Origin of the sequence: Aeribacillus sp. FSL M8-0235 (genome assembly GCF_038000355.1) — a bacterium.
In the GTDB taxonomy this organism is placed as follows: domain Bacteria; phylum Bacillota; class Bacilli; order Bacillales; family Aeribacillaceae; genus Aeribacillus; species Aeribacillus composti.
Window position 1 is genome coordinate 3,249,284 of the sequence record NZ_JBBOBW010000001.1, and the last position, 22,593, is coordinate 3,271,876.

At 37.3% G+C, this 22,593-nt stretch carries 27 protein-coding genes and 1 riboswitch; of the genes, 15 read left to right on the top strand and 12 right to left on the bottom strand.

All coding sequences use genetic code 11. The features are described from left to right. Positions 1-89: 89 nt before the first annotated feature. Positions 90-476, bottom strand: coding sequence for an OsmC family protein (locus tag NSQ71_RS15910; RefSeq protein ID WP_063386769.1), 387 nt, complete (start codon positions 474-476; stop codon positions 90-92). A gap of 181 nt (positions 477-657) precedes the next feature. Between NSQ71_RS15910 and NSQ71_RS15915 the strand changes: the two genes are divergently transcribed. Further along, positions 658-807 (top strand): BH0509 family protein, encoded by a 150-nt coding sequence (locus tag NSQ71_RS15915; protein WP_375338764.1) that lies wholly within the window; start codon positions 658-660, stop codon positions 805-807. Positions 808-1,232: 425 nt separating this feature from the next. On the opposite strand, the gene NSQ71_RS15920 is transcribed toward NSQ71_RS15915, so the two are convergent. From NSQ71_RS15920 to NSQ71_RS15930, 3 genes are read right to left on the bottom strand one after another with little or no spacing between them, the layout of a single operon-like run. Further along, positions 1,233-2,060 (bottom strand): YihY/virulence factor BrkB family protein, encoded by an 828-nt coding sequence (locus NSQ71_RS15920; protein ID WP_063386771.1) that lies wholly within the window; start codon positions 2,058-2,060, stop codon positions 1,233-1,235. 29 nt (positions 2,061-2,089) lie between these two features. Next, positions 2,090-2,413: a YtxH domain-containing protein gene (locus tag NSQ71_RS15925; RefSeq protein ID WP_063386772.1), complete on the bottom strand. Its 324-nt coding sequence runs from the start codon at positions 2,411-2,413 to the stop codon at positions 2,090-2,092. Between the two features lie 16 nt (positions 2,414-2,429). Beyond that, positions 2,430-2,903 carry a low molecular weight protein-tyrosine-phosphatase gene (locus tag NSQ71_RS15930; protein ID WP_130156865.1) on the bottom strand — a complete coding sequence of 158 codons (474 nt, stop codon included), beginning with the start codon at positions 2,901-2,903 and terminating at the stop codon, positions 2,430-2,432. A gap of 150 nt (positions 2,904-3,053) precedes the next feature. On the opposite strand from NSQ71_RS15930, the gene NSQ71_RS15935 reads away from it, so the two are divergent. Further along, complete coding sequence (locus tag NSQ71_RS15935) at positions 3,054-3,284, top strand: DUF1128 domain-containing protein (protein WP_063386774.1); 231 nt, start codon at positions 3,054-3,056, stop codon at positions 3,282-3,284. Between the two features lie 509 nt (positions 3,285-3,793). Continuing rightward, positions 3,794-3,976, top strand: a complete 183-nt coding sequence (locus NSQ71_RS15940) for a hypothetical protein (protein ID WP_340734214.1) — start codon at positions 3,794-3,796, stop codon at positions 3,974-3,976. Between the two features lie 41 nt (positions 3,977-4,017). On the opposite strand, the gene NSQ71_RS15945 is transcribed toward NSQ71_RS15940, so the two are convergent. From NSQ71_RS15945 to NSQ71_RS15955, 3 genes are all read right to left on the bottom strand, one after another. Beyond that, on the bottom strand, positions 4,018-4,389 hold the full coding sequence (locus NSQ71_RS15945; protein WP_311066516.1) for a DnaJ family domain-containing protein: 372 nt from the start codon (positions 4,387-4,389) through the stop codon (positions 4,018-4,020). A 21-nt stretch (positions 4,390-4,410) separates the two neighbouring features. Then, positions 4,411-4,956 carry a DUF2179 domain-containing protein gene (locus NSQ71_RS15950; RefSeq protein ID WP_311066517.1) on the bottom strand — a complete coding sequence of 182 codons (546 nt, stop codon included), beginning with the start codon at positions 4,954-4,956 and terminating at the stop codon, positions 4,411-4,413. 103 nt (positions 4,957-5,059) lie between these two features. Then, positions 5,060-6,295, bottom strand: a complete 1,236-nt coding sequence (locus NSQ71_RS15955; protein ID WP_340734215.1) for a DUF418 domain-containing protein — start codon at positions 6,293-6,295, stop codon at positions 5,060-5,062. 172 nt (positions 6,296-6,467) lie between these two features. Continuing rightward, a riboswitch (TPP riboswitch) is annotated at positions 6,468-6,571 on the top strand. Between the two features lie 68 nt (positions 6,572-6,639). On the opposite strand from NSQ71_RS15955, the gene thiT reads away from it, so the two are divergent. Then, positions 6,640-7,200, top strand: coding sequence for an energy-coupled thiamine transporter ThiT (gene thiT, locus NSQ71_RS15960; protein ID WP_094244462.1), 561 nt, complete (start codon positions 6,640-6,642; stop codon positions 7,198-7,200). Positions 7,201-7,241: 41 nt separating this feature from the next. Here the strand turns inward: thiT and menC are convergent, their stop codons facing one another. Both menC and NSQ71_RS15970 read right to left on the bottom strand, forming a co-directional pair. Further along, positions 7,242-8,351: an o-succinylbenzoate synthase gene (menC, locus tag NSQ71_RS15965; RefSeq protein WP_327873290.1), complete on the bottom strand. Its 1,110-nt coding sequence runs from the start codon at positions 8,349-8,351 to the stop codon at positions 7,242-7,244. Between the two features lie 263 nt (positions 8,352-8,614). Then, positions 8,615-9,571, bottom strand: a complete 957-nt coding sequence (locus NSQ71_RS15970; RefSeq protein ID WP_340734216.1) for a carbon-nitrogen hydrolase family protein — start codon at positions 9,569-9,571, stop codon at positions 8,615-8,617. An 856-nt stretch (positions 9,572-10,427) separates the two neighbouring features. Between NSQ71_RS15970 and pdxR the strand changes: the two genes are divergently transcribed. From pdxR to NSQ71_RS18625, 5 genes are all read left to right on the top strand, one after another. Beyond that, positions 10,428-11,867 carry a MocR-like pyridoxine biosynthesis transcription factor PdxR gene (gene pdxR, locus NSQ71_RS15975; protein WP_063386781.1) on the top strand — a complete coding sequence of 480 codons (1,440 nt, stop codon included), beginning with the start codon at positions 10,428-10,430 and terminating at the stop codon, positions 11,865-11,867. A gap of 65 nt (positions 11,868-11,932) precedes the next feature. Further along, a complete protein-coding gene (locus tag NSQ71_RS15980; RefSeq protein WP_339197505.1) occupies positions 11,933-12,181 on the top strand; it encodes a hypothetical protein in 249 nt (82 codons plus the stop codon). A 249-nt stretch (positions 12,182-12,430) separates the two neighbouring features. Beyond that, positions 12,431-13,273 carry an SPFH domain-containing protein gene (locus tag NSQ71_RS15985; RefSeq protein WP_339197507.1) on the top strand — a complete coding sequence of 281 codons (843 nt, stop codon included), beginning with the start codon at positions 12,431-12,433 and terminating at the stop codon, positions 13,271-13,273. Between the two features lie 15 nt (positions 13,274-13,288). Further along, positions 13,289-13,456: an Arc family DNA-binding protein gene (locus NSQ71_RS15990; protein ID WP_065095528.1), complete on the top strand. Its 168-nt coding sequence runs from the start codon at positions 13,289-13,291 to the stop codon at positions 13,454-13,456. Positions 13,457-13,797: 341 nt separating this feature from the next. Next, the gene (locus tag NSQ71_RS18625) at positions 13,798-13,941 is read left to right on the top strand and encodes an IS3 family transposase (protein ID WP_420534709.1); all 144 of its coding nucleotides are present in this window, start codon (positions 13,798-13,800) and stop codon (positions 13,939-13,941) included. A gap of 41 nt (positions 13,942-13,982) precedes the next feature. Here NSQ71_RS18625 and NSQ71_RS16000 read toward each other — a convergent pair whose 3' ends face one another. Further along, the gene (locus NSQ71_RS16000) at positions 13,983-15,038 is read right to left on the bottom strand and encodes an acyl-CoA dehydrogenase family protein (RefSeq protein ID WP_340734218.1); all 1,056 of its coding nucleotides are present in this window, start codon (positions 15,036-15,038) and stop codon (positions 13,983-13,985) included. 384 nt (positions 15,039-15,422) lie between these two features. Further along, positions 15,423-15,956: a DUF4242 domain-containing protein gene (locus NSQ71_RS16005; RefSeq protein WP_340734219.1), complete on the bottom strand. Its 534-nt coding sequence runs from the start codon at positions 15,954-15,956 to the stop codon at positions 15,423-15,425. Between the two features lie 126 nt (positions 15,957-16,082). Between NSQ71_RS16005 and NSQ71_RS16010 the strand changes: the two genes are divergently transcribed. The 5 genes from NSQ71_RS16010 (at position 16,083) to NSQ71_RS16030 (ending at position 20,599) form a co-directional block, all read left to right on the top strand. Continuing rightward, complete coding sequence (locus NSQ71_RS16010) at positions 16,083-16,529, top strand: winged helix-turn-helix transcriptional regulator (RefSeq protein ID WP_066247718.1); 447 nt, start codon at positions 16,083-16,085, stop codon at positions 16,527-16,529. A 639-nt stretch (positions 16,530-17,168) separates the two neighbouring features. Then, the gene (locus NSQ71_RS16015; RefSeq protein WP_327848580.1) at positions 17,169-17,960 is read left to right on the top strand and encodes an ABC transporter ATP-binding protein; all 792 of its coding nucleotides are present in this window, start codon (positions 17,169-17,171) and stop codon (positions 17,958-17,960) included. Between the two features lie 59 nt (positions 17,961-18,019). Continuing rightward, the gene (locus NSQ71_RS16020) at positions 18,020-19,000 is read left to right on the top strand and encodes an ABC transporter substrate-binding protein (protein ID WP_327873279.1); all 981 of its coding nucleotides are present in this window, start codon (positions 18,020-18,022) and stop codon (positions 18,998-19,000) included. A 188-nt stretch (positions 19,001-19,188) separates the two neighbouring features. Continuing rightward, positions 19,189-19,947: an ABC transporter permease gene (locus NSQ71_RS16025; RefSeq protein ID WP_063386789.1), complete on the top strand. Its 759-nt coding sequence runs from the start codon at positions 19,189-19,191 to the stop codon at positions 19,945-19,947. Between the two features lie 274 nt (positions 19,948-20,221). Beyond that, positions 20,222-20,599, top strand: coding sequence for an HAD-IIA family hydrolase (locus NSQ71_RS16030; protein ID WP_340734440.1), 378 nt, complete (start codon positions 20,222-20,224; stop codon positions 20,597-20,599). Positions 20,600-20,732: 133 nt separating this feature from the next. On the opposite strand, the gene NSQ71_RS16035 is transcribed toward NSQ71_RS16030, so the two are convergent. Beyond that, positions 20,733-21,533 carry a uroporphyrinogen-III synthase gene (locus tag NSQ71_RS16035; RefSeq protein ID WP_340734220.1) on the bottom strand — a complete coding sequence of 267 codons (801 nt, stop codon included), beginning with the start codon at positions 21,531-21,533 and terminating at the stop codon, positions 20,733-20,735. A 391-nt stretch (positions 21,534-21,924) separates the two neighbouring features. Here NSQ71_RS16035 and NSQ71_RS16040 point away from each other — a divergent pair, with 391 nt between their 5' ends. Beyond that, positions 21,925-22,590 (top strand): YiiX/YebB-like N1pC/P60 family cysteine hydrolase, encoded by a 666-nt coding sequence (locus tag NSQ71_RS16040; protein ID WP_340734221.1) that lies wholly within the window; start codon positions 21,925-21,927, stop codon positions 22,588-22,590. Positions 22,591-22,593: the final 3 nt, after the last annotated feature.

Genomic DNA, 22,593 nt, shown 5'->3' on the forward strand with positions numbered 1-22,593 from the left:
ACATTACCTCCTAGAAATCAGATCGGAATTATACACATTTATTGTATTACATTTTTTTCTAAAAACAATTTTTTTGCTCATAAAAGCTTTTATTTTAGTTCAAATGTTTCCGTAATGTTGATGCTGCCTTCTACTGATTGAACCATTGGACAATTTTTGTGCGCCAGCTCCAAGCATTTTTGAATTTGCTCACGGTCCAAATCCTCGCTGGAACTTGAAATGATGAAATGAAGATGAATTTTTTCAATTCTGTTCGCTTTTTCTTCGTTCCGTTCAACTTCAGCTTGAATCGTAATATCGTCATAAACGATTCTTTTTTTATCTAAAATTTTTCTGAAAACACTTCCGCTGCAGCCAGCAATGGCGGAAACCATCAATTGAAATGGACGGAATCCGTATGTAACATCACCTGCCACATGCAGTTCTCCGTATTCAAAAGTTGTTTTATATCCAATTTCCTTCATTTGAAATTCCATGCTGTATCATCTCCTCCATTAATATCTACAATTTTATTGTAATTGATTAATTTTTTTATTTGCAATTAATACAAATTGCGGGAAAAAAATTAAAAAATAAGTTGAACATCTACTCCATCTGTTATATAATAGTTTCAAAATAAAAAAACTGTATCATAACATTATAGAGGAGAGGGGAAAAATGATGAAACGGCAGGAAAGAAAAAATATGATTGATTTTATTGAAAAAATAGGAAATATTGATCGGGAAACGCTTATGTACATGACGGATGCGGACATTGAACACATTTATGCTTCTATTTATGATCGATATTTAGAAATGGCTGAGTAGAAAACGCAAAAGAAGCCTTCCGCCGCCGGAGGTCCGATGCGAACATTCCCGCAAAAAAAAGAAGCTTCAACGCGCAGACACTCAACCTCTTGCCGAACTTTATTTAATATAAAATTAAAGCTCTGAACTCATGGCAAACATAGCTAAATTCTCGTTGAATACAAAAACCCGGGCTGTCGAAAAAGTCGACAGCCCGAGGAATGCGCTTGATAATATCTCTTTTAATGGTAGCCGTTTTGGCCGTTCGCACTTCCGCTTGTCTTATGCTTCGGCTTGGATTTTGAGTTTTGCTTGTTGTGTTGACCGCCTTTTTTTGATTGCTTTGCCACTCGTATGTCCTCCTGTTTACGTCAATTTTTTCAGCCTCATTTTTAATATGACCATGTGAAATGAAAAAAAGTCTTCGAAATAAATGGCGGCCTTTATTAATTATTGGAATTTTTTGATAAAATTGCATTGATCTCCCCGCCTAATATAATAATAACCGCGGAAAGATAAAACCAAATTAGAAGAATGATCACCCCGCCGAGGCTTCCATATGTCACGCTGAAATTCCCAAAATTTCCGACATAGTAAGAAAAAAGAAGAGAAACAACAATCCAGCCAACGGTAGCAAATAAAGCGCCTGGATATGCTTCAGAAATTTTCATCCGTTTATTTGGCGCAATAAAATACAGTCCTGTAAAAACGATGCACAAAATAACAGCACTTAATAACCATCTTATCGTATTCCATATCGTTAAAAACACTTCTGTAAATCCGAACGCCCGAAATATAAACAAGCCTATCTCTCTGCCAAACACCGGAAGCAGCAGTGCAACTAAAATGACTAAAATCATGGCAAAAGTCAACAAAATAGACATCAAGCGAGCTACAAGGAAATGACGGTTTTCTTCCACTTGATATGCTTTATTAAAAGCTCTGACAATCGCATTAATCCCATTTGAGGCAGACCAAATTGTTCCAATGACTCCGAACGACAAAAGGGTCACATTTTGAGTTTCAATAATATGCCTCACATTGTTTTCGATCAATTTCATTGTATTTCCCGGTGCATATTGTGCGACAAAATCAAGAACAACATCTGAAGAGAGGGGCAAATATGCAAGGAGATTCATTAAAAAAATAAGGAATGGAAAAAGAGACAAAAGAAAGAAGTAGGCTAACTCCGCAGCTAAACTTGATATTTCATCTTCTTTAAACCGTTTAAAAAGCTCTTTAGCGATTTGAAGAAGGTTGATATGGTCATCCATCTTGGCACCTCATTTCAAACTAGTTTCTGTCAAAGGCGCTCCTTCCATTTCTCTTTTGCTTCTTTCATTATTTCCATTACTTTCGGTGTCGTTTCTTTTAATTCTTTCACTTTTTCAGAAACAAATTCAATATCTTCGATTGTTTGCTCGATTGTTCTTTTGACAGAGTTCATTTTTTCCTTTGTTTTATCAGCAATCTCCATCGGATTTTCTGCGCACTGCTTGATTTTGCTAAAAGCTGATCTGCTTTTGCTGATTACATCGTCCCTTGTTTTTTTATCCAATAAAGAAAGCGCTGCGCCTGCGATCGCTCCGATGAACAGCCCTTTTAACAATTTATTTTGCGATTTCATTTGACTTTCACCTCTTCTACGAAAGATGGTGTTCTTCTTTGATCTTCTGGAGCAGCCCTTTGCAGCCTTTGACAACCATGTCATAAACCTCTTCAAAGTTCCCAGTATAATACGGATCAGGGACGTCCAAAATATCAGCATCTGGTACGAAATCCATTAAACGACTGATTTCACCCGTATTGTTATATCCTGCCATCCGGCGCAAATTTCCTAAGTTTTCTCCATCCATGGCAATAATATAATCAAAATCTGATAAATCATTCTTATGAATTTGACGTGCTTTTAAACCTTCATAAGAAATTTGGTAACGGTCTAATATTTCTCGAGTCCCTCTATGCGGCGGGCTTCCTACATGCCAGCCTCCCGTTCCCGCTGAATCGACAAAAATTTTATCTTCCAGACCTTCCCGTTTAACTAAATCACGAAAAACCGCCTCAGCCATTGGCGAACGGCATATATTTCCTAAACAAACAAAAAGTACTTTTATCATTGCTGAAACCTCCTGAACCCATTGCTTCAATCGTTTTTTCATAAGCTGCAAAGAATAGTTTGGAAAGATCAATTTTTTTGATCATAATATTCAATCTTTCATAATACATGATACAATGAAACAAATAAAAAAACGAGAGGATGAAATCAATTGAATTTATGTGAAAAATCAGCAGAAAATATGGAATACATGATTAAAAAAATTACAGAAAAATTGAATATGATCAACATCAGTGCAGTTCAACCAACACATTTTAATGTAAATATGTATGAAGACCTAAAAGAAATTTATGACCATGTAATGAAAAAAAATACTTTCAGCCCCAGCGAAATGCAAGCAATTGCAGAGGAATTGGGGAACCTACGAAAGAGCACTCTTTAAGTGAATTGAGCTTTCTGCTGCTCGTTGCGAATGGGCTTGTGCAAATGACGGCAATAAGTGTTTAACTTAGCGATGTTGAAGTGTTGTGAAAACTCGCAGCTGCTGTCCTCATCAGCTTGCTTCAGTTGATTTGTTATATGTGGTTCTATACGCTTCTCAAAACGATGTTCGAGTCACATTAGGAACCGCCCAATCTGCCATCCATCAGAGGTTTAGCTTGGATTCTAAAGCAGGCGAATCGTGTACGCGCTCCATTTTCATCATTCTCTTTTTTCTTTTGCAGGAGAAAAATAAAGATAGACCTCCTTGTTGTTTAGATGCCAGATTTCAGAAGAAATCGTTTTTACTTTAAAGCAGCTTTATAAATTCAGTATAAGCTGCTTTTTGTATAATAACTTTTTGTCAAAACGGTGTCTATTTTTTGAACAAAATGTGAATTTTTTGTTTCGTTTTTGTGACAAATGATTTATAATAAAAGAAAACGTTTTCTTTGTTTGGGGGTCAAAAAAATGGTCGTGACACTTATGAAATATTTTTATTTATTCGTTGCTCTCTTCTGTTTATTGTCTGGAATTTTGGTCGGTTTTGCAAAGGAGCTTCCGCTTTCGATGATAGTCATTTTCTTAGGTTTTTTCAATCTTGCTTTATATTATGTCTTCCATAGAGAAGCCTTGAAAAAACAGCAAATTTAAAAGAATGGCGAAAATAAAGGCACCATTCTTTTTCGAAAACGTCAAATAAGCTTTTTATAAACTTTATCTTTATAAAATTGAGATGCAGATGTGTTGAATATATTCCTTTTCTTCACGATTCGTTCCAATGCTAATTGTTTTTCCGACAGCTTTTGTTGTAATTTTTTCCTTTCTGCTTCATCTTCACAGCATTTTAGTAAATCTTGAATAGTTAATAGTTCCTTTTTCAAGTCATTTTCTTGATCGACCATACCGGCGTTTCTCAAAAGACGATAAGCCATTCGGAGTTCTTCCGGAATATCAGACAAATCGTCATGCGGGAGAGGCTTCCCCATCCCGGGAAGTTCTTTAAACTCTCCCTCTTCATATGCCTTTTTGATCCGATCCTCAGCAATTTTTGCAAATATATCCACGCTTCACCCTCCCTTCGACCGTTATGTTCGTCCTTTTTCTAAACGCTTTACCCGCTTTTTCATCGCTTTTGTTAAATATCCGCCTTTAAAAGAACGAATTTCATACGAGCTTAAAAACGCTTTTGGTTCTATTTCATTGACAAGGTTTAAAAATTCTTCCTCCCGAGAGCGTTGAGCAACAACTTCCAAACGATACCTGATCGAATTCATTCCTTCTCCTTGAAAGACCGTAACCCCAAAACCAGCCTCCCTCAATTTTTTTACTAATTCGGAATTTTTATCCATTAAATTCACATTGTATGTTACATATCCAAAAGCCAGCTTTTTCTCCAGTTCACCGCCCAACAACAGCCCTGCACCAAAACCGACAATATATGCACTAATATTGTAAATATTAGATAAATCTTGAAAAACTATTCCTAAAGCGACAATATAAATCGCTGCTTCTAGCAAACCTATACCAGCAGCAGCCTTTGTTTGATTTTTCACTAACAAAATAGTTCGGATCGTCAATACTGGTACATACAATAATTGCAGCAAAAAAATAAAAATTGCTTGTAGAAACATGTTGCCTAGACACTCCTTTGTTCCATCATACTATAAATTATTTTCAAAAAGAAAGAGCTATCATAAACTCAAAATCTGAGATTTGAAACTACATTTTTACAATTCATCTTGATCTGTTATTATGCTTCGAAACTTCCTTTTTCATGCGAATAGGCTGGCGCTTGAAATACATCGCTGTTCTCCATACCCACTCCAACGGCCCTAATTGAAAATATTTAAACCAAATATGGCTGATGATAAGCTGCACGGCAAAAATTGCGAGTGCAAGCCAAAAACCGGCGAAGGGGTATACTTTACCGTACAATCCCAATCCGTAATGATAAAAAAGATATGTACAAATAACAGATTGCATGATGTAATTTGTCAATGACATGCGTCCAACAGGCGCTATCTTCTTAACAATTTGCCGGCAGATTGGGTGAAAATATAAAAATATGAGAGAGATCACATAAAACAACATGAGAAATGGTGCACCGAACACCATGTAAAAACTATTTTTAGCGGTGACCGCAAAAATATTTAACGGAAGCCCAATGATAAGCCCGAAAAACCAGATGGCTGTTAATAACCTTCGATGCTTCTCCGGTTCTTGAAAAAGCTTTTGTTTCGCAAATATCATGCCAACTAAAAACATGCTGATATATGGGAGCATGTTTATTATATAGACAAGCGGTTGAAAAGGCCACATGCCAGACATAGACATGTAAAAAAGCCGATCATGAATACGCTGATGGAAAATATCAGTAAAACTTCCGTTTTGATATGAATGGATTGCGTTTCTTGCCTCCTCTTCCAGTAAGGCAGCCTGCTCTCTTTTTTGGACAAAAGCATCCTCACCATTGGATACAGCCGTCATCAAACCAATAAGGAGCAAATATAAACTAAATAAACATACAGTCCATACCAAAAGGGTTTTCCAGGAACACTTCCGGAAAAAAAGGAGAAGAAACCCCAGCACAGCATAATCCATTAAAATGTCTCCATCCCAAATGAAAAATGAATGAATTAGTCCAAATACAAAAAGCACCACCAGTCTGCGTATATATATAGAAACAAAGTTCCTGCCGTTTCCTAAAGCCCGTTCCTCCATGATGATGATTCCAAATCCGAACAATAATGAGAACATTGTAATAAACTTCATTTGTACAAATATTTCCAAAATATTTTTCGTTAGAAAATCCCATGTTCTCCATGTTTCAGTAAAAAAATTTTCGCTGCCTATTTGGTATAAATATACATCTGGATAGCTGAAATGCGCCATATTCACAAGTAAAATGCCAAATATCGCAGCCCCCCGCACCACATCCACTACTTCATAACGCTCACGTTTAAGATTCAAACCAAAACCCCCATTCTGAAAAAAGTTCTTATTGTTAACGCCCTTTTTTCATTACTTTTTGTCCAAAGGCTGCATTTCAGCTTTATCATGTTTAAATTTATTTGAATATAGCGAAAAAAGAATGACAATTTTCTTATAGTCTATTATGATAGACATAAGATTCGAATATCAGCAGATCCACAAGGGGAGCTATATGCTGAGAGTGGACGGATATTTCGTCCAGACCCTTTGAACCTGTTAGTTAATGCTAGCGTAGGGATGTGGAAGTATACTGATCCATGATACAGCCTTTTCCCCCTTATGGATATTTGTTGATAGCAAATAATATACAGGGGGTTTTATTTTTGGAAAAAAATCGCTTATTACTATTAATAGAAGCAGCAATCTTTGCAGCATTGGCAGTTATACTTGATCTTCTCCCTTCCATTCAATTATCATCAGCCATTTCTATATCCATTGCCATGGTGCCTGTACTCATATTATCGTTTCGATCCGGTGCAAAGATTGGCTTCATTTCCGGCTTTTTATGGGGATTATTGCAAATTGTATTAGGTGATGCATACATCCTGATGCCTGTTCAAGGCTTCATCGACTATTTTCTAGCTTTTTCCTTTATCGGTTTAGCCGGTCTTTTCTGCAAAACTATCCAAAATAAGCTGAAAGATGGAAAGAAAAGCTCTGCTCTTGTTTTCATCATCTTTGGCGTCTTCATCGGAGCTTTTGCACGTTATTTTTGGCATTTTATCAGCGGTGTCTTTTTCTTCGGAGAATATGCACCAGAAGGAATGTCAGCGGTCGTTTATTCTTTGATCGTAAACGGCATTACGATGATAGGAGCGTTTGTATTATGCGCTGTCGTTACTGTTATTCTCATTATGGCGGCGCCAAGATTGGTTGTAAAATAAATAAAATAGTCCTCTGCAAAACATGCAGAGGATGATTTTGTTTATAGGGTAAATACTTTCGTTTCAACAGTGTATTTTTTTAATTTTTCACGGCTTACATGAAAACCGATCCCCGGGTTATCAGGCAAGGCAATTTTTCCATTATAAACCGATATTTCCGGTTCAATAATATCTTCTTCCCAATACTTAGATGAACTGGATATATCTCCTGGCAGTGTGAATTGTTCAAGTGTCGCTAAGGCTATATTATGGGCCCGTCCAATCCCTGATTCAAGCATCCCTCCGCACCAAACTGGAACATTTTGCTCTTTGCAAAAATCATGGATTTTTTTTGCTTCTGTCAAACCGCCAACACGGCCGATTTTTATATTCATAATTTTGCAGCTTCGAAGTTCAACAGCCTTTCGAGCATCTTCGAAGGAACAAATACTTTCATCTAAACAGATCGGTGTGTCCAATTCTTTTTGAAGTTTGCTATGATCCACAATATCATCGTGCGCAAGAGGCTGCTCAATCATCATTAATTGAAACTCATCCAATTGTTTTAGATGATTTATATCTTTTAATGTATAGGCACTGTTCGCATCAGCCATTAAATCCAAGTTCGGAAAATGCTTCCGTATTTCCTTAACTACTTCAATATCCCAACCTGGTTTAATCTTTATTTTTACTCTCTTGTATCCTTCCTCCTGATATTGTTCAATAAGACTGATTAAATCTTTTATTGTTGGCTGAATACCGATGCTCACCCCAGCTTCAACTTCTTTTTTCATTCCCCCGAGAGCTTGTGAAAGAGGTATATTTTGCTGTTTTGCATATAGATCCCACACGGCACCTTCCAAAGCCGCTTTTGCCATATAATTTCTGCGAATAAAACGAAACGATTCAGCCAACTCACGAGGATGATGAAACGACGTCTTTGATAAAATCGGAATGAGGAAATCTTCGATCATGTGCACAGTTGTTTTCACGGTTTCTTCTGTATACCATGGAATGGAAAAAGCAACCCCTTCTCCAAAACCGGCTGCACCATCATCATCCTTTACTTCTACGATCAACAATTCGCGATCGTGAATGTCTCCATAGCTAGTAGAAAATGGGGCTTTCAAACGCATCTGTAATATATGCAAAACAATTTTCTTAATTTTTATCAATTAAGAGCATCTCCTTTTTTAAACAAGCTCTCAGCTAAGTTCGACAAAATCATTCCCATTCGCCAGAGGGCTCGATATTTCCCGGAAAATATTTCTTAAAATAGCGAATCCACTCGAACGTTTGTTTTACACTAATTATAAAATAAACGCTTTCTTAATGTAAAGGAGCAAGGGATTTCTTTATTTCCCTTATTGTTTATTGAACTGTAAAATCTCAAATAAATAATGAGATAATCGTAGAAACGAGTCTCATCATGAGATTAATTTTTCCACTCAATAGTTGTCTTCTTCTCTTTGTTGACTAGCAATTTAAAAACATCAGGTCTTGCATAATGCCCAACAGGATCAAAATCAAACTGGCTATAGGCGATTTGTTTCATATCCAGTTCTGCAATGATGATGTCTTCCTTGCCAAATACGGGCTCTGTCACATATTCGCCCAACGGTCCAACAATCGCGCTACCTCCTCTGCTCATTACTTCAGGTGAAGAAGCAAGTTCATCATAACAAGCCAAATCTTTCGGATACATATCTTTTGTCACATATTGATTGGCAGACAAAACAAAGCATCTCCCCTCCAAAGCAATGTGGCGGATTGTTGACTGCCAAGTTTCCCTTGCATCAGCCGTTGGGGCAATATAAATTTGAATTCCTTGTGCGTACATCGCAGCCCTTGCTAACGGCATATAATTTTCCCAGCAGATTAGCGCCCCTATTCTTCCATAAGGGGTGTCAAACACTGGTAATGTGCTTCCATCCCCTTCCCCCCAAACAATCCGTTCTGCTGCAGTCGGTTTTAATTTGCGGTGTTTTCCTAACAACTGTCCGTCAGAATCGAAAAATAAAACAGAACAGTAAAGAGTCCCGCCGCTAAATTCATTATCCCTTTCTGTTACACCTATCACAAGGTAGACACCTGCTTTTCGAGCCGCTTCACCAAGTTGTTCCGTCGTTTCGTCTGGAACAGCTACAGAATTGCTCCAGTATCTATACCAATCCTTCCTCCCTTCAGCCGAACGGCTCCCAATCGTTGTACCAAAAGATAAGCCTCTAGGATAAGCGGGAATAAAAGCTTCAGGAAATACAACAATCTTTGCTCCTTTTTCAGCAGCTTGATGTATGAGGCTAACCGCCTTTTTTGTCGTGGCGTCCCGGTCCATAATAACAGATGAGGCTTGTATAACAGCAACTTTAACCTTTTGTGCTCTGTTCGACATATTTTTCCCCTCCACCAAATCAAAAAATCTAAAGCAATCTTAAATGCCGAAGCTCATGAACCTTCAAAGTCATAACCTTCGGAAGTTGCACCCTATTCATCTTCCATAAAAAAATCTGCACAGGAAGGAAAACACTTTGAATAATCCTCTTTTTAAGCATAGAAGGGCCGGTCCATGAATTTGAGTTCAAAATAATTGGATTATGTTTTTCCATGAGAGCTTTTCATGTGATATCTCATCTGAAGTAATTTAATGATAATTTCTTAGCATGCTCCTTTGTACAATACAGCTGTGGTTGAGTGTCGAACTAACTATCAACACTTAATTCTATAAAGCATTAAGCGTAAAATATGAGAAACGGTTTGAATTGGAGTATATTATTCATAATAAAAATGTTCAAAAATTTTTGGACCATCCAATCAAAGACTTTGTCAATCATCCAATTTCAATACTGCAACAGCCATTTATCCAAGACGAACCATAAAGTGAAATAAATTTGCCGAAAATCGCACATCTATTTTAAGGGTTTTCAACTTCAAGTAAAGAAAAAATCGGGCAGGACAGCTTTAAGCATTGCGTCCATGTTACAAAAGCTAATGATTTTTCAGCAGCGTTCAAATCATGTGCTAAAAACTCCAAGTTAAAATAAAAGTGGATGGGTAAAATGTTACTGAATTGGATGGGCATTATTCTTTCATCTAGCGTTATAATTAATGTTTGAACAGGTTCAAATTTTGATGAATATAACAACATTTTCGATTATGTTCAATAGGAACATTCTATAGATAAATAACAAAGAACCTGATTAACTTGCCATATTGCAGGAAGTGCCAAGCAGATCAAAAGGGTGAAGCATATGGACTGGAAACCGGATCGAAATGCAAAAAAGCCTATATATAAACAGCTGGCCGAATATATTGAAAATGGAATTGCGGATGGCACATTTCCCCCTGATAAACCGCTGCCTTCTGAACGGTTTTTGGCCAATAAGCTGCAAATAAACAGAAGCACAGTTGTGGCTGCATATGACGAATTAGAATCAAACGGACTTATCGAGAGAAAGAGAGGAAGCGGAACAACAATCAGCAAAGATATATGGGGCATGACAAAGAAGCGTGTACCAAGCTGGAATCGGTATATTGAGGCAGGATCGTTCTTGCCGAATTTACCTGTGACCCAGAGAATACGCAAAGAGATGGAAGAGCATAAACTAATCAATTTAGCTAGCGGTGAATTGTCGGAAGATCTTTTTCCAATCGACTCCTTGCGAGAAATCATTTCGACAAGGTCATTTATCGGAAGCCTAGGATATGATCATCCTCAAGGGAATGAGATATTAAGAAAAACTATCACAAAGCATGTGAAACGATATCGGAGAATTGAGACAAATCCGTCTTCCATTCTCATCACATCAGGAGCGCAGCAAGCTTTATATTTAATCGTCCAATGCTTATTAAAGCCGGGTGATGCGATAGCATTAGAAGAGCCTTCGTATTATTACAGTCTCCCGGTCTTTAAATCAACCGGAATTAGACCTTTCTATTTACCAGTTGACAAAGACGGTATAAACCCGGATGATTTGCTTCTATTGCATAAAAAACATCGAATCAGGATGATCTTTTTAAATCCTGCTTTCCAAAATCCATCAGGCGCTTTCCTTCATAAAAACCGGCGGGAAAAAATATTGGAAATATCGTCTGAGTATGGAATACCGATTGTTGAAGACGATCCTTACAGTTTAACGTCCTTTAATGGGGAAGAGACCTACCCGCTAAAATCAATGGATGAGCATGGAAATGTCTTATATATCAGCTCATTGTCGAAAATTGTTGCTTCTGGTTTGCGAATTGGTTGGGTTATTGGACCAAAGCCTGTGATTGAAAGATTGTCTGATGCCAAACAGCAAGTGGATTTCGGTCATGCCAGCTTTACTCAATGGATTGCCAATGATTTTCTGGAATCTGACGACTTCGATGCCCATATCAACTGCTTAGTCAAACGGCTCGAAAACAGAAGGGATCAAATTGTCAAAAGCCTTCGATTCTACTTAAAAGACGATGTTGATTTTTATATCCCGCAAGGAGGCATTCATTTATGGTGCAAAATAAAGAAAGACTTTAATGAGATCCAGCTGCTAGAAGAGTCGATCAAGCGCGGGGTTATTTATGTTCCGGGCTCAACGCTTGGATCAAGTACAAAATATGTCCGTTTTACCTTCGCAAGAGAAAATGAAGAAAATATAAATGAAGGAATAAAAAGATTTGCTGATGCATTTTATAATATTCAGCATAAATAAATTCCTATTTTCAGGTGATTATCAAAATTCTCTACCACAATGTAAAGAGACAGGGAGATGGTTTTATGTATAGTATGTTATTGACCGTAGGCATTATTATTTGTGTACTTGCACTCATTTTAACTGCGTTTATCGGAAAAGAAGTAGGAAAAAAAATAGAAACATATAAAGCGATCGGGAACAGTCCCCATGATGAACTTACAAGGTCAAGGGAATATGAAACAAGCTCCTTTCGCAATGTTCGCTCGTTGACATGGATTTATACCTTATTGTTCATTGTCATCCTCATTGTATGTCTTATTTTTCTGTTTTAATGCTAAAGAAACGAACCTATGCAAACAATAATGAACTAAATATATTTAAACCTAAATCCTCGACTAACCCTTGCTAACGAAATGACGTTTAGCATGGTTGTTAGTTGAGGTTTTTTATTTTGGTTTTCATTGAATTTTCATAGCTCCAAAAACGTTTTTCGCCAAAATTTTTTGACAATATATATTTACATTTATTTCAAAAAGTGATATCATTTTAATATAAAAATAATATGAGAGGGGCAATGAAAGTTGAAAGAAAAAAAGGCATGGTTTATTGACGGGTTTATTGGAATTGTATTAATCGTTGCACTTTTGCTCGGAGCAGCTTTTACATTTATCCAGGAGTTTATTGTTCTTGCAATTGTATTGGTTGTTCTTGCCGTACTGCTTGGAAGCGGTCTTACCATTGTACAGCCGAATCAAGCAAACGTTGTCATTTTCTTCGGACGTTATTTAGGAAGCATTCGGAAAAGTGGCCTTGCCTTAACGGTTCCATTAACTATTAGACAAAAGGTGTCCCTTCGCGTTCGAAATTTTAACAGCAAAAAGCTAAAAGTAAACGATGTGGAAGGGAATCCGATTGAAATTGCTTCGGTCATCGTCTTTAAAGTAATCGATTCCGCAAAAGCAACTTTTGATGTGGATGATTATGAAGAATTCGTGGAAATCCAAAGCGAGGCTGCCATTCGTCATGTAGCAACGAAATATCCTTACGATACGTTTGATGACCACAATATTACATTAAGAGGCAACGCCGATGTTGTTTCAAAAGAGCTGGCAGATGAATTGCAAGAACGGTTGAACGTCGCTGGAGTTGAAGTAATAGAAGCTAGACTGACTCATTTAGCTTACTCGACTGAAATTGCCAGCGCCATGCTTCAGCGCCAGCAGGCAGCCGCCGTTTTATCTGCGAGAAAAAAGATTGTCGAAGGAGCCGTCAGTATGGCCCAAATGGCTGTCGAGCAGCTGGCTAGCGACGGAACGATTGAGCTTGATGAAGAAAGAAAGGTTAACATGGTGAATAATTTAATGGTTGCGATCATCTCCGATCGCGGCACCCAGCCGGTCATAAATACCGGAAGTCTATATTAATGGTTGTGTCGCATCATGGCAAAAAAGAAAAATTTCCCTTTAAGAATCGATCCTGAATTGTATGCCGTTATTGAACGTTGGGCGCAAGAGGAATTCCGCAGCGTCAATTCCCATATTGAATTTTTATTGCGGGACGCTGCTCGACGCGAAGGAAGGTTAAAGAAAAAAAAGGAGAAAGAATAAAACATCGATCATCTTTTCCGCAAGTCAAAAATTGGCTGCTGACTTCCTTCAGATCTTGGCGCCCTAGACACCCTTGTCTTAAACAAAATACTGCTGCTTTAAAGCTTGGCGAATGTACAGATGCCCAGCACATACAAAAAATCCCTTATGGATAACTGAAGTGACCCAGTAAAATGGGACAAGGAAAAAATACTCTATAGCGATCAAGGGGCGGTCTATACGTCTTATGCTTTTCAACATTTAGCCAAAGAAAAAGGCATTACCACGAGCATGTCCCGCAAAGGAAACTGCCATGATCATGCCGTAATAGAATCGTTTCATTCTTCATGAAAGGCTGAAACATTCTATTCACAAAAAAACAACATCTCACTAACTCTATTGTAAAACAAATGGTTCAGAATGACATCTATTATTATAATCAAATTCGAATTCAGGCCAAATTAAACTACCTGTCACCTATTGAGTTCAGGAAACAGGCAGCATAGGTGTTTTTTCTGTGTCTCAAATAGGTGGGTCAGTCCATTTTTTATGAGTGAAGAACTTTTTCTAAATGTTTCACTGTTGGTGTTAAATTAGCAAAGAAATACGCTTCGCGGAGTCTGCGGGAAGGTGCACTATGCATGAGATATCCAGCGCTTCCGTGATGAAGCATGTTTGCCTGTACAGCTTCAAGGGTTAAATAAGCAGCTTCCAAACGTATCCTTGCAATTTCTTTCCAGTCGAGTCTTTGACCGCTGAACAATGCATGAATGTCATCTTGAATTTTGCGCTCTTGTGTTTTCAATTGACCCGGCTGTATTTTTAAAAAGCTGTTGCAGCCATTTTGTTTATTAATAACCTTTTCAATGGAGGCGATGGAAGATCGTATAACACCTAAACCAAGAGGTATTTGATATAAAATGAAAACCGGGCGGATTTTCTCCACAAAAAGATCCGCATCGTCAGATACAACCCACTGATTCGGGACAAAAACATCTTGAAAAGTACAAGAATATGTTGCGCTTCCATTTAAACCTAGAAAATCATTTTTTTCCTTTAATATTAATCCTTCCGCATTGCTCGGAATAAAGCACATGATTCGTTTGTGTTCATCCACCTCAGCAATCACACCGAACCAATGATTGTCACCTAGATTGGATACATTCGGTAAAACACCTGAAAGTATATAACCATCTTCTTTAGGTTTTGCCTTTAAGTGCAATTTTTCAAGTCCTGCATAATATTTCATCGGATTCGATAAGCCTGTTGCACCTAAAATTTTTCCATTCTCCAGCAAAGGGAGCAATTTATTTTTTAATGAAAGATTGTTGGAATTTCGTACATAAGTTAAAGCGGCCAGATGGCACCATAGACAAAATGCAGTCGTCATACACCATTTTGCTGTTTCTTCTACCACTTTCATTTCCTGTAAAATATATTCCTTTTGCGACTTATGATTCGTAGAGAAAAATCCAGCTTTCCCTAGCTCCCGCAAATATTGCTCCTGATAAAAACCTTCCGCATCAATTTTTTTTACATATGGTTTCAATTCTTTTTCAATTAACTGCTCCAACGTTTCAACTTTTTCGTCCAAACTATTCATTTCAATCATCACCCGCGTTCATAATGTCCGAAATCAGGCATTCCAATTATTATTAAATAAATAATTCCTACGTGTTTAGTCGGTTTAAAGTTATTTTATTATATTAGGTTCAAAAAATCAATCTTTATTTTGCCGCCTCTCCTATTTTTTTGATAAAGATGAACCTGTATATGTATTTCAAAAGAGCTTTGAAAAAAAGACAATAAACCAATGCTTGGCTTATTACAACTTCCTGAAAGTAGCCGGCATCCGCAAGCTACTTTCAGATAAAAATCGAAAAAATATAAAAGCAAGTGGAAAGAAACGCATTGTTTTTCTCCACTTGCTTCATTTTAGGGACTTATCGGACAGCCCCGCCTCTTTAAAAAAGGTGATTAAAATTGATTATTTATCTGCCAATATTTCCGTAATGGAGTCAATTGGTGTTTTTACTGCGTTGCGGGCACGCTTAACAGCCTCTTCATCTGGTGCATCGTAGAAGCAAAGGCATTTTGTCATATCTTCACAAACATAAGTTCTCGAAAATGTTACTTCAGGAACTTCTTGATAATGTACAGAGTTTTTCTTCTTTCTCTCCAAATATTGTTCCATTGTCAAATCTTCTGGTAAATTCCATTCAACCAAATAATTGACAACTTCATTATTTTTCTTTACATCTTCGAGTTCTTTTCCAACAAGACGAACTTGTTTTACTAGATGAATAGGTATCTGAATGTCTTTTAACGTTTCAGTGGCAGCTTTTTGATTTTCTGCTTCAACAATAAAGAATGCGCGTGAGAAACCCTTTGATACTTGAAGTTCAATTAATGATGCCTGATTTTCGTTTAATTTTCCTTGAAGCTCTGAAACTTTTTGATCTAATTCCTCTTTTGCTGATACAATACCATGTAAGGATGATTCAATTAAGTATAGCGCCATATTTTTATCCCCCACTTTTTTATTATCATAAAGTCATTTTAATATACTTAGTTCAAAAAATCAACTTAATCACTTTTAAATTATTTTATGTTAAAATGGATTGTAACAAATGGAGGAGATTAGTTTATGAAAATAAGATATGATATCCCTTGCAACATCGCGCAATCACTTAATATCATTGGAGATCGTTGGACACTGTTAATTATTCATGAAATTTTAAACGGAAATGCACTTTTTAATGAAATTAAAAAAGCTTTACCGGGAATTTCTTCTAATTTGCTTTCGGAACGTCTCAGATATTTAGAAGAAGAAGGCCTCGTTCAATCAGAGCTTTATTCACAGCATCCACCTCGATACCGCTATGTATTAACACAAAGCGGAAAAGATTTAGAGCATGTTTTCAATGCACTTATTATTTGGGGAAGCAAACATTTAAAAAAATGTTATAAAAAACTAATTGACCCGGCTACAGGTGATGAGGTGGACATTGCCTATTATTCCAAAAAAACAGGCGAACTTGTCCAAAATGTTGAAGTTATTTCTATTGAAAGTGAGCTTCAAAATATTAAATAAAAATGCTGTCAGGTCTTCTAAGACTAGTTTAAGGATAGGCGTGCTGGAAGCTCCGGCAATTGCCTTTCAGGAGGGGTTTTTCCACGCGTCTAGCCTCTTAGATACCAATTTTTACATAAATTCATTTCCCTTTGTCAATAACGAATACGAAATCCATATTATAAATCCCCTATTCCAGGTTATCATCATTCCCTTGTTCTCCTTTTTCAACACCTTCCGTAAAATCCAGTATGCTTGAATCACCTACCTATTCTTAAAGCATCACTTTAAAAATCCCGCTTACAGCTTTAAATGTTTTCCTGCCTCCGGCTTCAAAAATGCCATCCGCAAACGTCCTTCATAATAAAAATCTATAAAAACGCAATAACTAAGCTTATCCTCATTGAACTCCCATCACTTCTTCTGCAAAACGTCCAGATACATCGGTGCAAATCGCTCACAATCAAAATAACACGATTCATTCTCAAAAATTAAAATCATTGACACTAAAAAATATTTTCTATATATAGTTGAAAAAACTAACAAAGTATAATAAAATGATCTACAAATATTAAAACTCACTATTCTTATAAGAATTATTTTGTTAATGAATTAACCGAAGATTAATGAAAATCCGACGACTAAGAGGCGGTGTAATGAATGGATTCTCAGCAGTCTACAATTATTAAAGTTGAAAATTTGAGCAAGAGCTTCACAAATAAAAATAAAGAAATACACGTTCTAGACAATATTTCACTAGAAATAAAGCAAGGTGAAATCATCTCCATATTAGGAGAAAGCGGCTGCGGGAAAAGCACTTTTTTAAATATTATCGGCGGCTTTGAAAAGGCGGATAGCGGTCAAGTTTTGCTTGATGGGAATGTGGTGAATCAGCCGAATCGCAAATGCATAATGCTGTTTCAAGACTATGGACTGCTCCCATGGCGAACAGTGCTTAAAAATGTAGAATTGGGGCTGGAAGGTCTCAAGCTTCATCCTGCAGAACGGAAGGAAAGAGCGTTACATTACTTGGCATTGGTTGGTCTAAAAGGAAAAGAAGATTTGTTTCCTCATGAACTTTCTGGAGGAATGCAGCAAAGAGCAGGAATTGCCAGAGCACTTGCACTGAAGCCAGAATTAATTTTAATGGATGAACCGTTTGCAGCATTGGACACGTTTAATCGTTATTATTTGCAGGATGAACTGCTTCGCATCCAGCAAAAGGAAAAAACAACTATTATTTTAGTTACCCACGATATTGATGAAGCAATCTATTTATCAGACCGGATTCTCATAATGCATCCAAATCCCGGTCATATTCACAGGGAGATCAAGATCGCTCTCTCGAAGCCTCGAGACCGAAGCCATTCTGATTTTCAGTATTATCGAAAAATCATTTTTGAAGAATTCCACTTTAACCATCCTAATGTAACAACGGAGTATTATATCTAATTTTTCAAAGCAAGCTCACATTGTATATAAAAAATAAAAATAGGAAAAGGGGAAATTAGATGAAAAGGATTATTCAATCTGGACTGATTCTATTAGTTATATCAGTATTGTTATTGACAATGGCTGCTTGTGGGGCAAACAGAAGCGATAATACTTCCGAAAGCGGCAAAGATGGAAAAAGAACAATCAAGATCGGGTATTTGCCGATTACTCATGCAGTACCTCTGTTTATCGAGAAGGAATTAGAAAAATATGAAAAATTCAATCTGGAACTCGTGAAATTTGGTTCGTGGCCCGAGCTTGTAGACGCCTTAAACACAGGCAATATTGACGGAGCTTCCATGCTAGTTACTTTGGCTATGAAGGCAAAAGAGCAAGGCATTGATTTAAAAGCTGTCGCATTAGGACATCGAGATGGGAACGTACTTGTCGTAGCAAATGATATTAATAGTGTTAAAGACTTAAAGGGGAAAAATTTTGCTATTCCACACAAATTCTCCACTCACAATATTTTGCTTTATCAAATGTTAAAACAAAACGGATTAAAGTACGATGATGTAAAGGCTGTCGAGATGCCTCCAGCAGAAATGCCGGCAGCTTTATCTGAGGGCAGAATTGCTGGATATGTCGTTGCAGAACCTTTTGGTGCAGCTTCCGTATCGATCGGAAAGGGCAAGGTACTATTTCAAGATAATGAAATTTGGCAGAATTCCATTGACTGTGCACTAGTACTGCGCGGTGAATTTATCGAAAAGGAAAAAGAGATTGCTCAGGATTTTGTTAATTATTACTTAAAAGCTGGTGAGGTAGCAGAGCACAAGGATGAGCAAACAATTGAAATGTCCTCCAAATATATGAAAGCGGACAAAGAAGTAATGGATTTATCTTTTAAATGGATTGCCTATGACGATTTAATCATTCATGAAAAAGACTATAAAGAATTAACGAAAAACTTGATTGAGATGGGCTTACAAAAAAATCCGCCATCTTATGAAGAATTTGTAGATAATTCGCTAATAGACAATGCAAAGCTTCCATAAGGGGAATTCCTATTTCTCGAGCAAACCGAAAGATGGACGCGAATTTAAAGATGTTCTATGGTTAAGCAGGCACTAGGCATGTTGAACAACAGAAGCCCTAATGATGGAAGTATACTAAAATGACAGTTCCGCATGGTTGATGATGCATAAATTCACCAATTAATTTGAGAAAAAAGAGAAGTGATAGGATGATTAAATATAAGAATTTCATAAATGTCATCATTGGTTTTGCTATCTTGATTACCTTGTGGCAGTTAATTATTTTCATTGGAAAATATGATTCAGCACTTTTCCCTTCACCCATTCAAGTATGGGATGGAATACTTTCGCTTATTAAAGATGGCACACTGTTCGAACATTTTCAAGTGAGTATCATGCGATTTTTGGCTGGATATCTTTCTGCCGTTGTATTAGCGATCATTTTAGGACTTATTTTCGGCAGAATACCACTATTATGGGGAGTGATTGACCCAATTATCCAGGTATTGCGGCCTGTTTCGCCAATCGCATGGTCGCCGTTTATTGTACTTTGGTTTGGGATTGGCAATATGCCGGCAATAGTAATTATTTTTATTGCTGCCTTCTTTCCTGTTTTGCTATCGACAGTATCTGCTGTAAAGAACGTTGATAAAACTTATTTGAAAGTGGCGCAAAATTTCGAGATTAAAAAATTCGAGCTATTGCGCAAAATCATTTTTCCTGCCACATTCCCTTATATTGCGAACGGTCTTCATATAGCTGTAGGTACAGCTTGGATTTTTCTTGTAGCAGGAGAGATGGTTGGAACGCAGTCAGGACTTGGTTATTTAGTTGTCGACGCCAGAAATTCCATGAGGCTTGATTTAGTCATGGCTGCTATACTATTTATCGGCGTATCCGGGCTGCTTCTCGATAAAGCGGTCGGACTTATTGAAAACTGGATTAATCGTATTTGGGGAAGAGCATAATCGCTGTGCAAGGCAAACTTTCCTGTTTCAAGGGACATCTCCGCCCTACAAGTTGAAAGTGCTTTTCCAACTAACCATCTAGTTGCCTATATTAATTTTTCAGAGGATAGTATGTTCATGATAAGAGCATACATCCTCTTTTTTTATACACATCTTTCTTATTTCGGAAGAATTCCACAAATTTTCCCTAAAAATGACCGACAATCCTATGGACGCGACCCACGTACTTGTCGGGCTTGATCGCTGCTTCACTTACGAAAAACTCAATTTGGCAATGAACGCGGTTCGTAATGGAGCCAAATTAATTGCAGCCAATCCGGATTCGCTTTGTCCAGTTCCTGAAGGGTATATTTCAGATACACTGGCAATAGCGAAAGCAATAGAAGCTGCATCAGGACGGCCGATCGATCAGGTGATCGGGAAGCCTTCCTCTTTTTACGGCAAAAAAATTCTTGAAAAATTAAACATAAACAGCAACAGGTGCTTAATCATTGGCGATCGCTTAGAAACCGATATTTTGCTTGGAAAAACAAATAATTGCCGCACATGCCTTGTATTAACAGGAGCCTCTAGAAAAGAAGATATTGAAAAAAACAAAATTTACCCGAATTATATTGCACAAAATTTACAGTATTTGTTTTTCATGAAATAAATCGATGCTTTCATACATACTGATTTTTAGGTAAAAAGTTCAAACCCAGGTGGACGTGATTCATCCTCAAAGCTGTCACGCTCCACCTGTTTTTTATACACACAATCAGCCATTAAATTTTTTGACGACAACATCATTGGAAATACTCATCCAAAGCGACAATCATCGCCCCCATCCGCTCCAGCTCTGGAGCCACGATGCGCTGCACCCCATATTCCTTCAATTCTCCAGCAGTTACTTTGCCGACGGCTGCTGCCACAACATTTTGTTGAAATGCCTCTATAAGGTCAGATGTTGCTCCTTTTTTTTCAGCCAATTTAAAAAGCACTCTTACTTGCGGGGCAGCTGTAAACGCAACAGCATTCAGCTTATTCTCGATTATTTCATCCAGCAGCTGCTCAACGGTCTCAGGATTAGGTACAATGGAGCGGTATGGCAAAATTTCATGCAAAATCGCTCCGTGCTTTTCAAACCATTCTGAAAGCTTTGGCACCGGTTCTCCATGTAATTGTAAAAAAACATGCTTGTCTTTAAAAGAAAATCCTTCAATAGCCCGAAGCAGCCCGTCATTCGTTCCGTCATCATCACAAGCATCCGGCTGAATGCCGATTTGTTTAAGAGCCGCTTTCGTTTTATAGCCGCGGGCAGCTATTTTTGCTTCTTTTAAAACGTTTATAAATGAATCCAAAATGCCGATCTTTTCTGCCGCTTCCAACAGAGCGTTCGTCCCTACTCCTGTCGTAAACACAGCCCAGTCAGTCCCTTTTTCAACAATGCTTCGAAGACCAGCCTCCAAATCCGAAGGAGAGCATTTTATTGTTTCTTGAATAGCTCGAATAACAGGCTCCCCTCCTTTTTTACGAATTAACGTGGAAATTTCCTCGCTCTTTCGAGAGCCTGTGATAGCGATCCGTTTCCCATGTAAATTTCCCATGCCTTTCTTCCCCCTTTTTCTCTATCATACTATAAATACTCCGTTCATCCCTTATTTTCAAATGAAAAAGTTTGAGTCAAGTATTTGTGGGCAACTTTTTTATGGAAGTAGCGTTAGAGCCGTTATGGAATTTCAATGCTTTTGTATGTTAGCGGTAGACGGGATTATAGGAAAAGCACACCTGGCTTTCTGTCTTAATAAGTGCCGGTGTTGTTTTTGGCTAACTTTATCTGCAAAAAGGATCACCATTTTCTATGTTCATCTATTATTCTATTTACCAGAAATATTTTACTAATTTACCAAATTTAAGTTGAAAAAAGTTAAGTTTAATATATAATGAAAATGAAAAGGAATTTTTTCCTAATACTTTATTAACAGAGGAGCAGAATTAATGAAAAAGAAAATTGGAAAAGTATTGAGTACAGTCTTGTCCTTATGCATGTTATCGGTAATTTTGCCAGCTGTATCTCATGCAAATTCTACTTCTTCTGAGGACATAGTCCAACAACAGTTAGAAACTTATGAAAGAGTGGAGAAAGAGATCGAATCTGACCCAGAACTAGTTCAACCTGATAAAAATTCATCATCTTATAATTTTAAAGCTAATAATTTTCAAGCGTTAGCAGCACCATCATATCCAAAAAGAAAAGGAGTTATATTAGTAACTAAAGATGGAAAATTTGGTTCTCTAGTAGGTCATGCAGGAATCATATACTCAGAAACAAAAACAGTTGAATCTTTCCCAGAAAAAGGAGTAAAAACTTACGATAATGATTGGAATAAAAAATATAAAACTGTTTATGCGGTAACGACAAAGGGAACAACTGTCGCTCAAGATGCAAAAGCTGCAGACAGAGCGTATGCACACAAAGGAAAACCTTATAATTGGGAATTTACGAATATCAACACTACAAAAAAATTTTATTGTTCGCAATTAGTGTATGAAGCATATAAGTATACTACAGGTTTAAACTTAAATCATGGCGGGGGAATCGTATTTCCAATTGATTTAGTTAACTCTTCTCACACGTATATCATTTATACTAAAGGAGTTTAACAA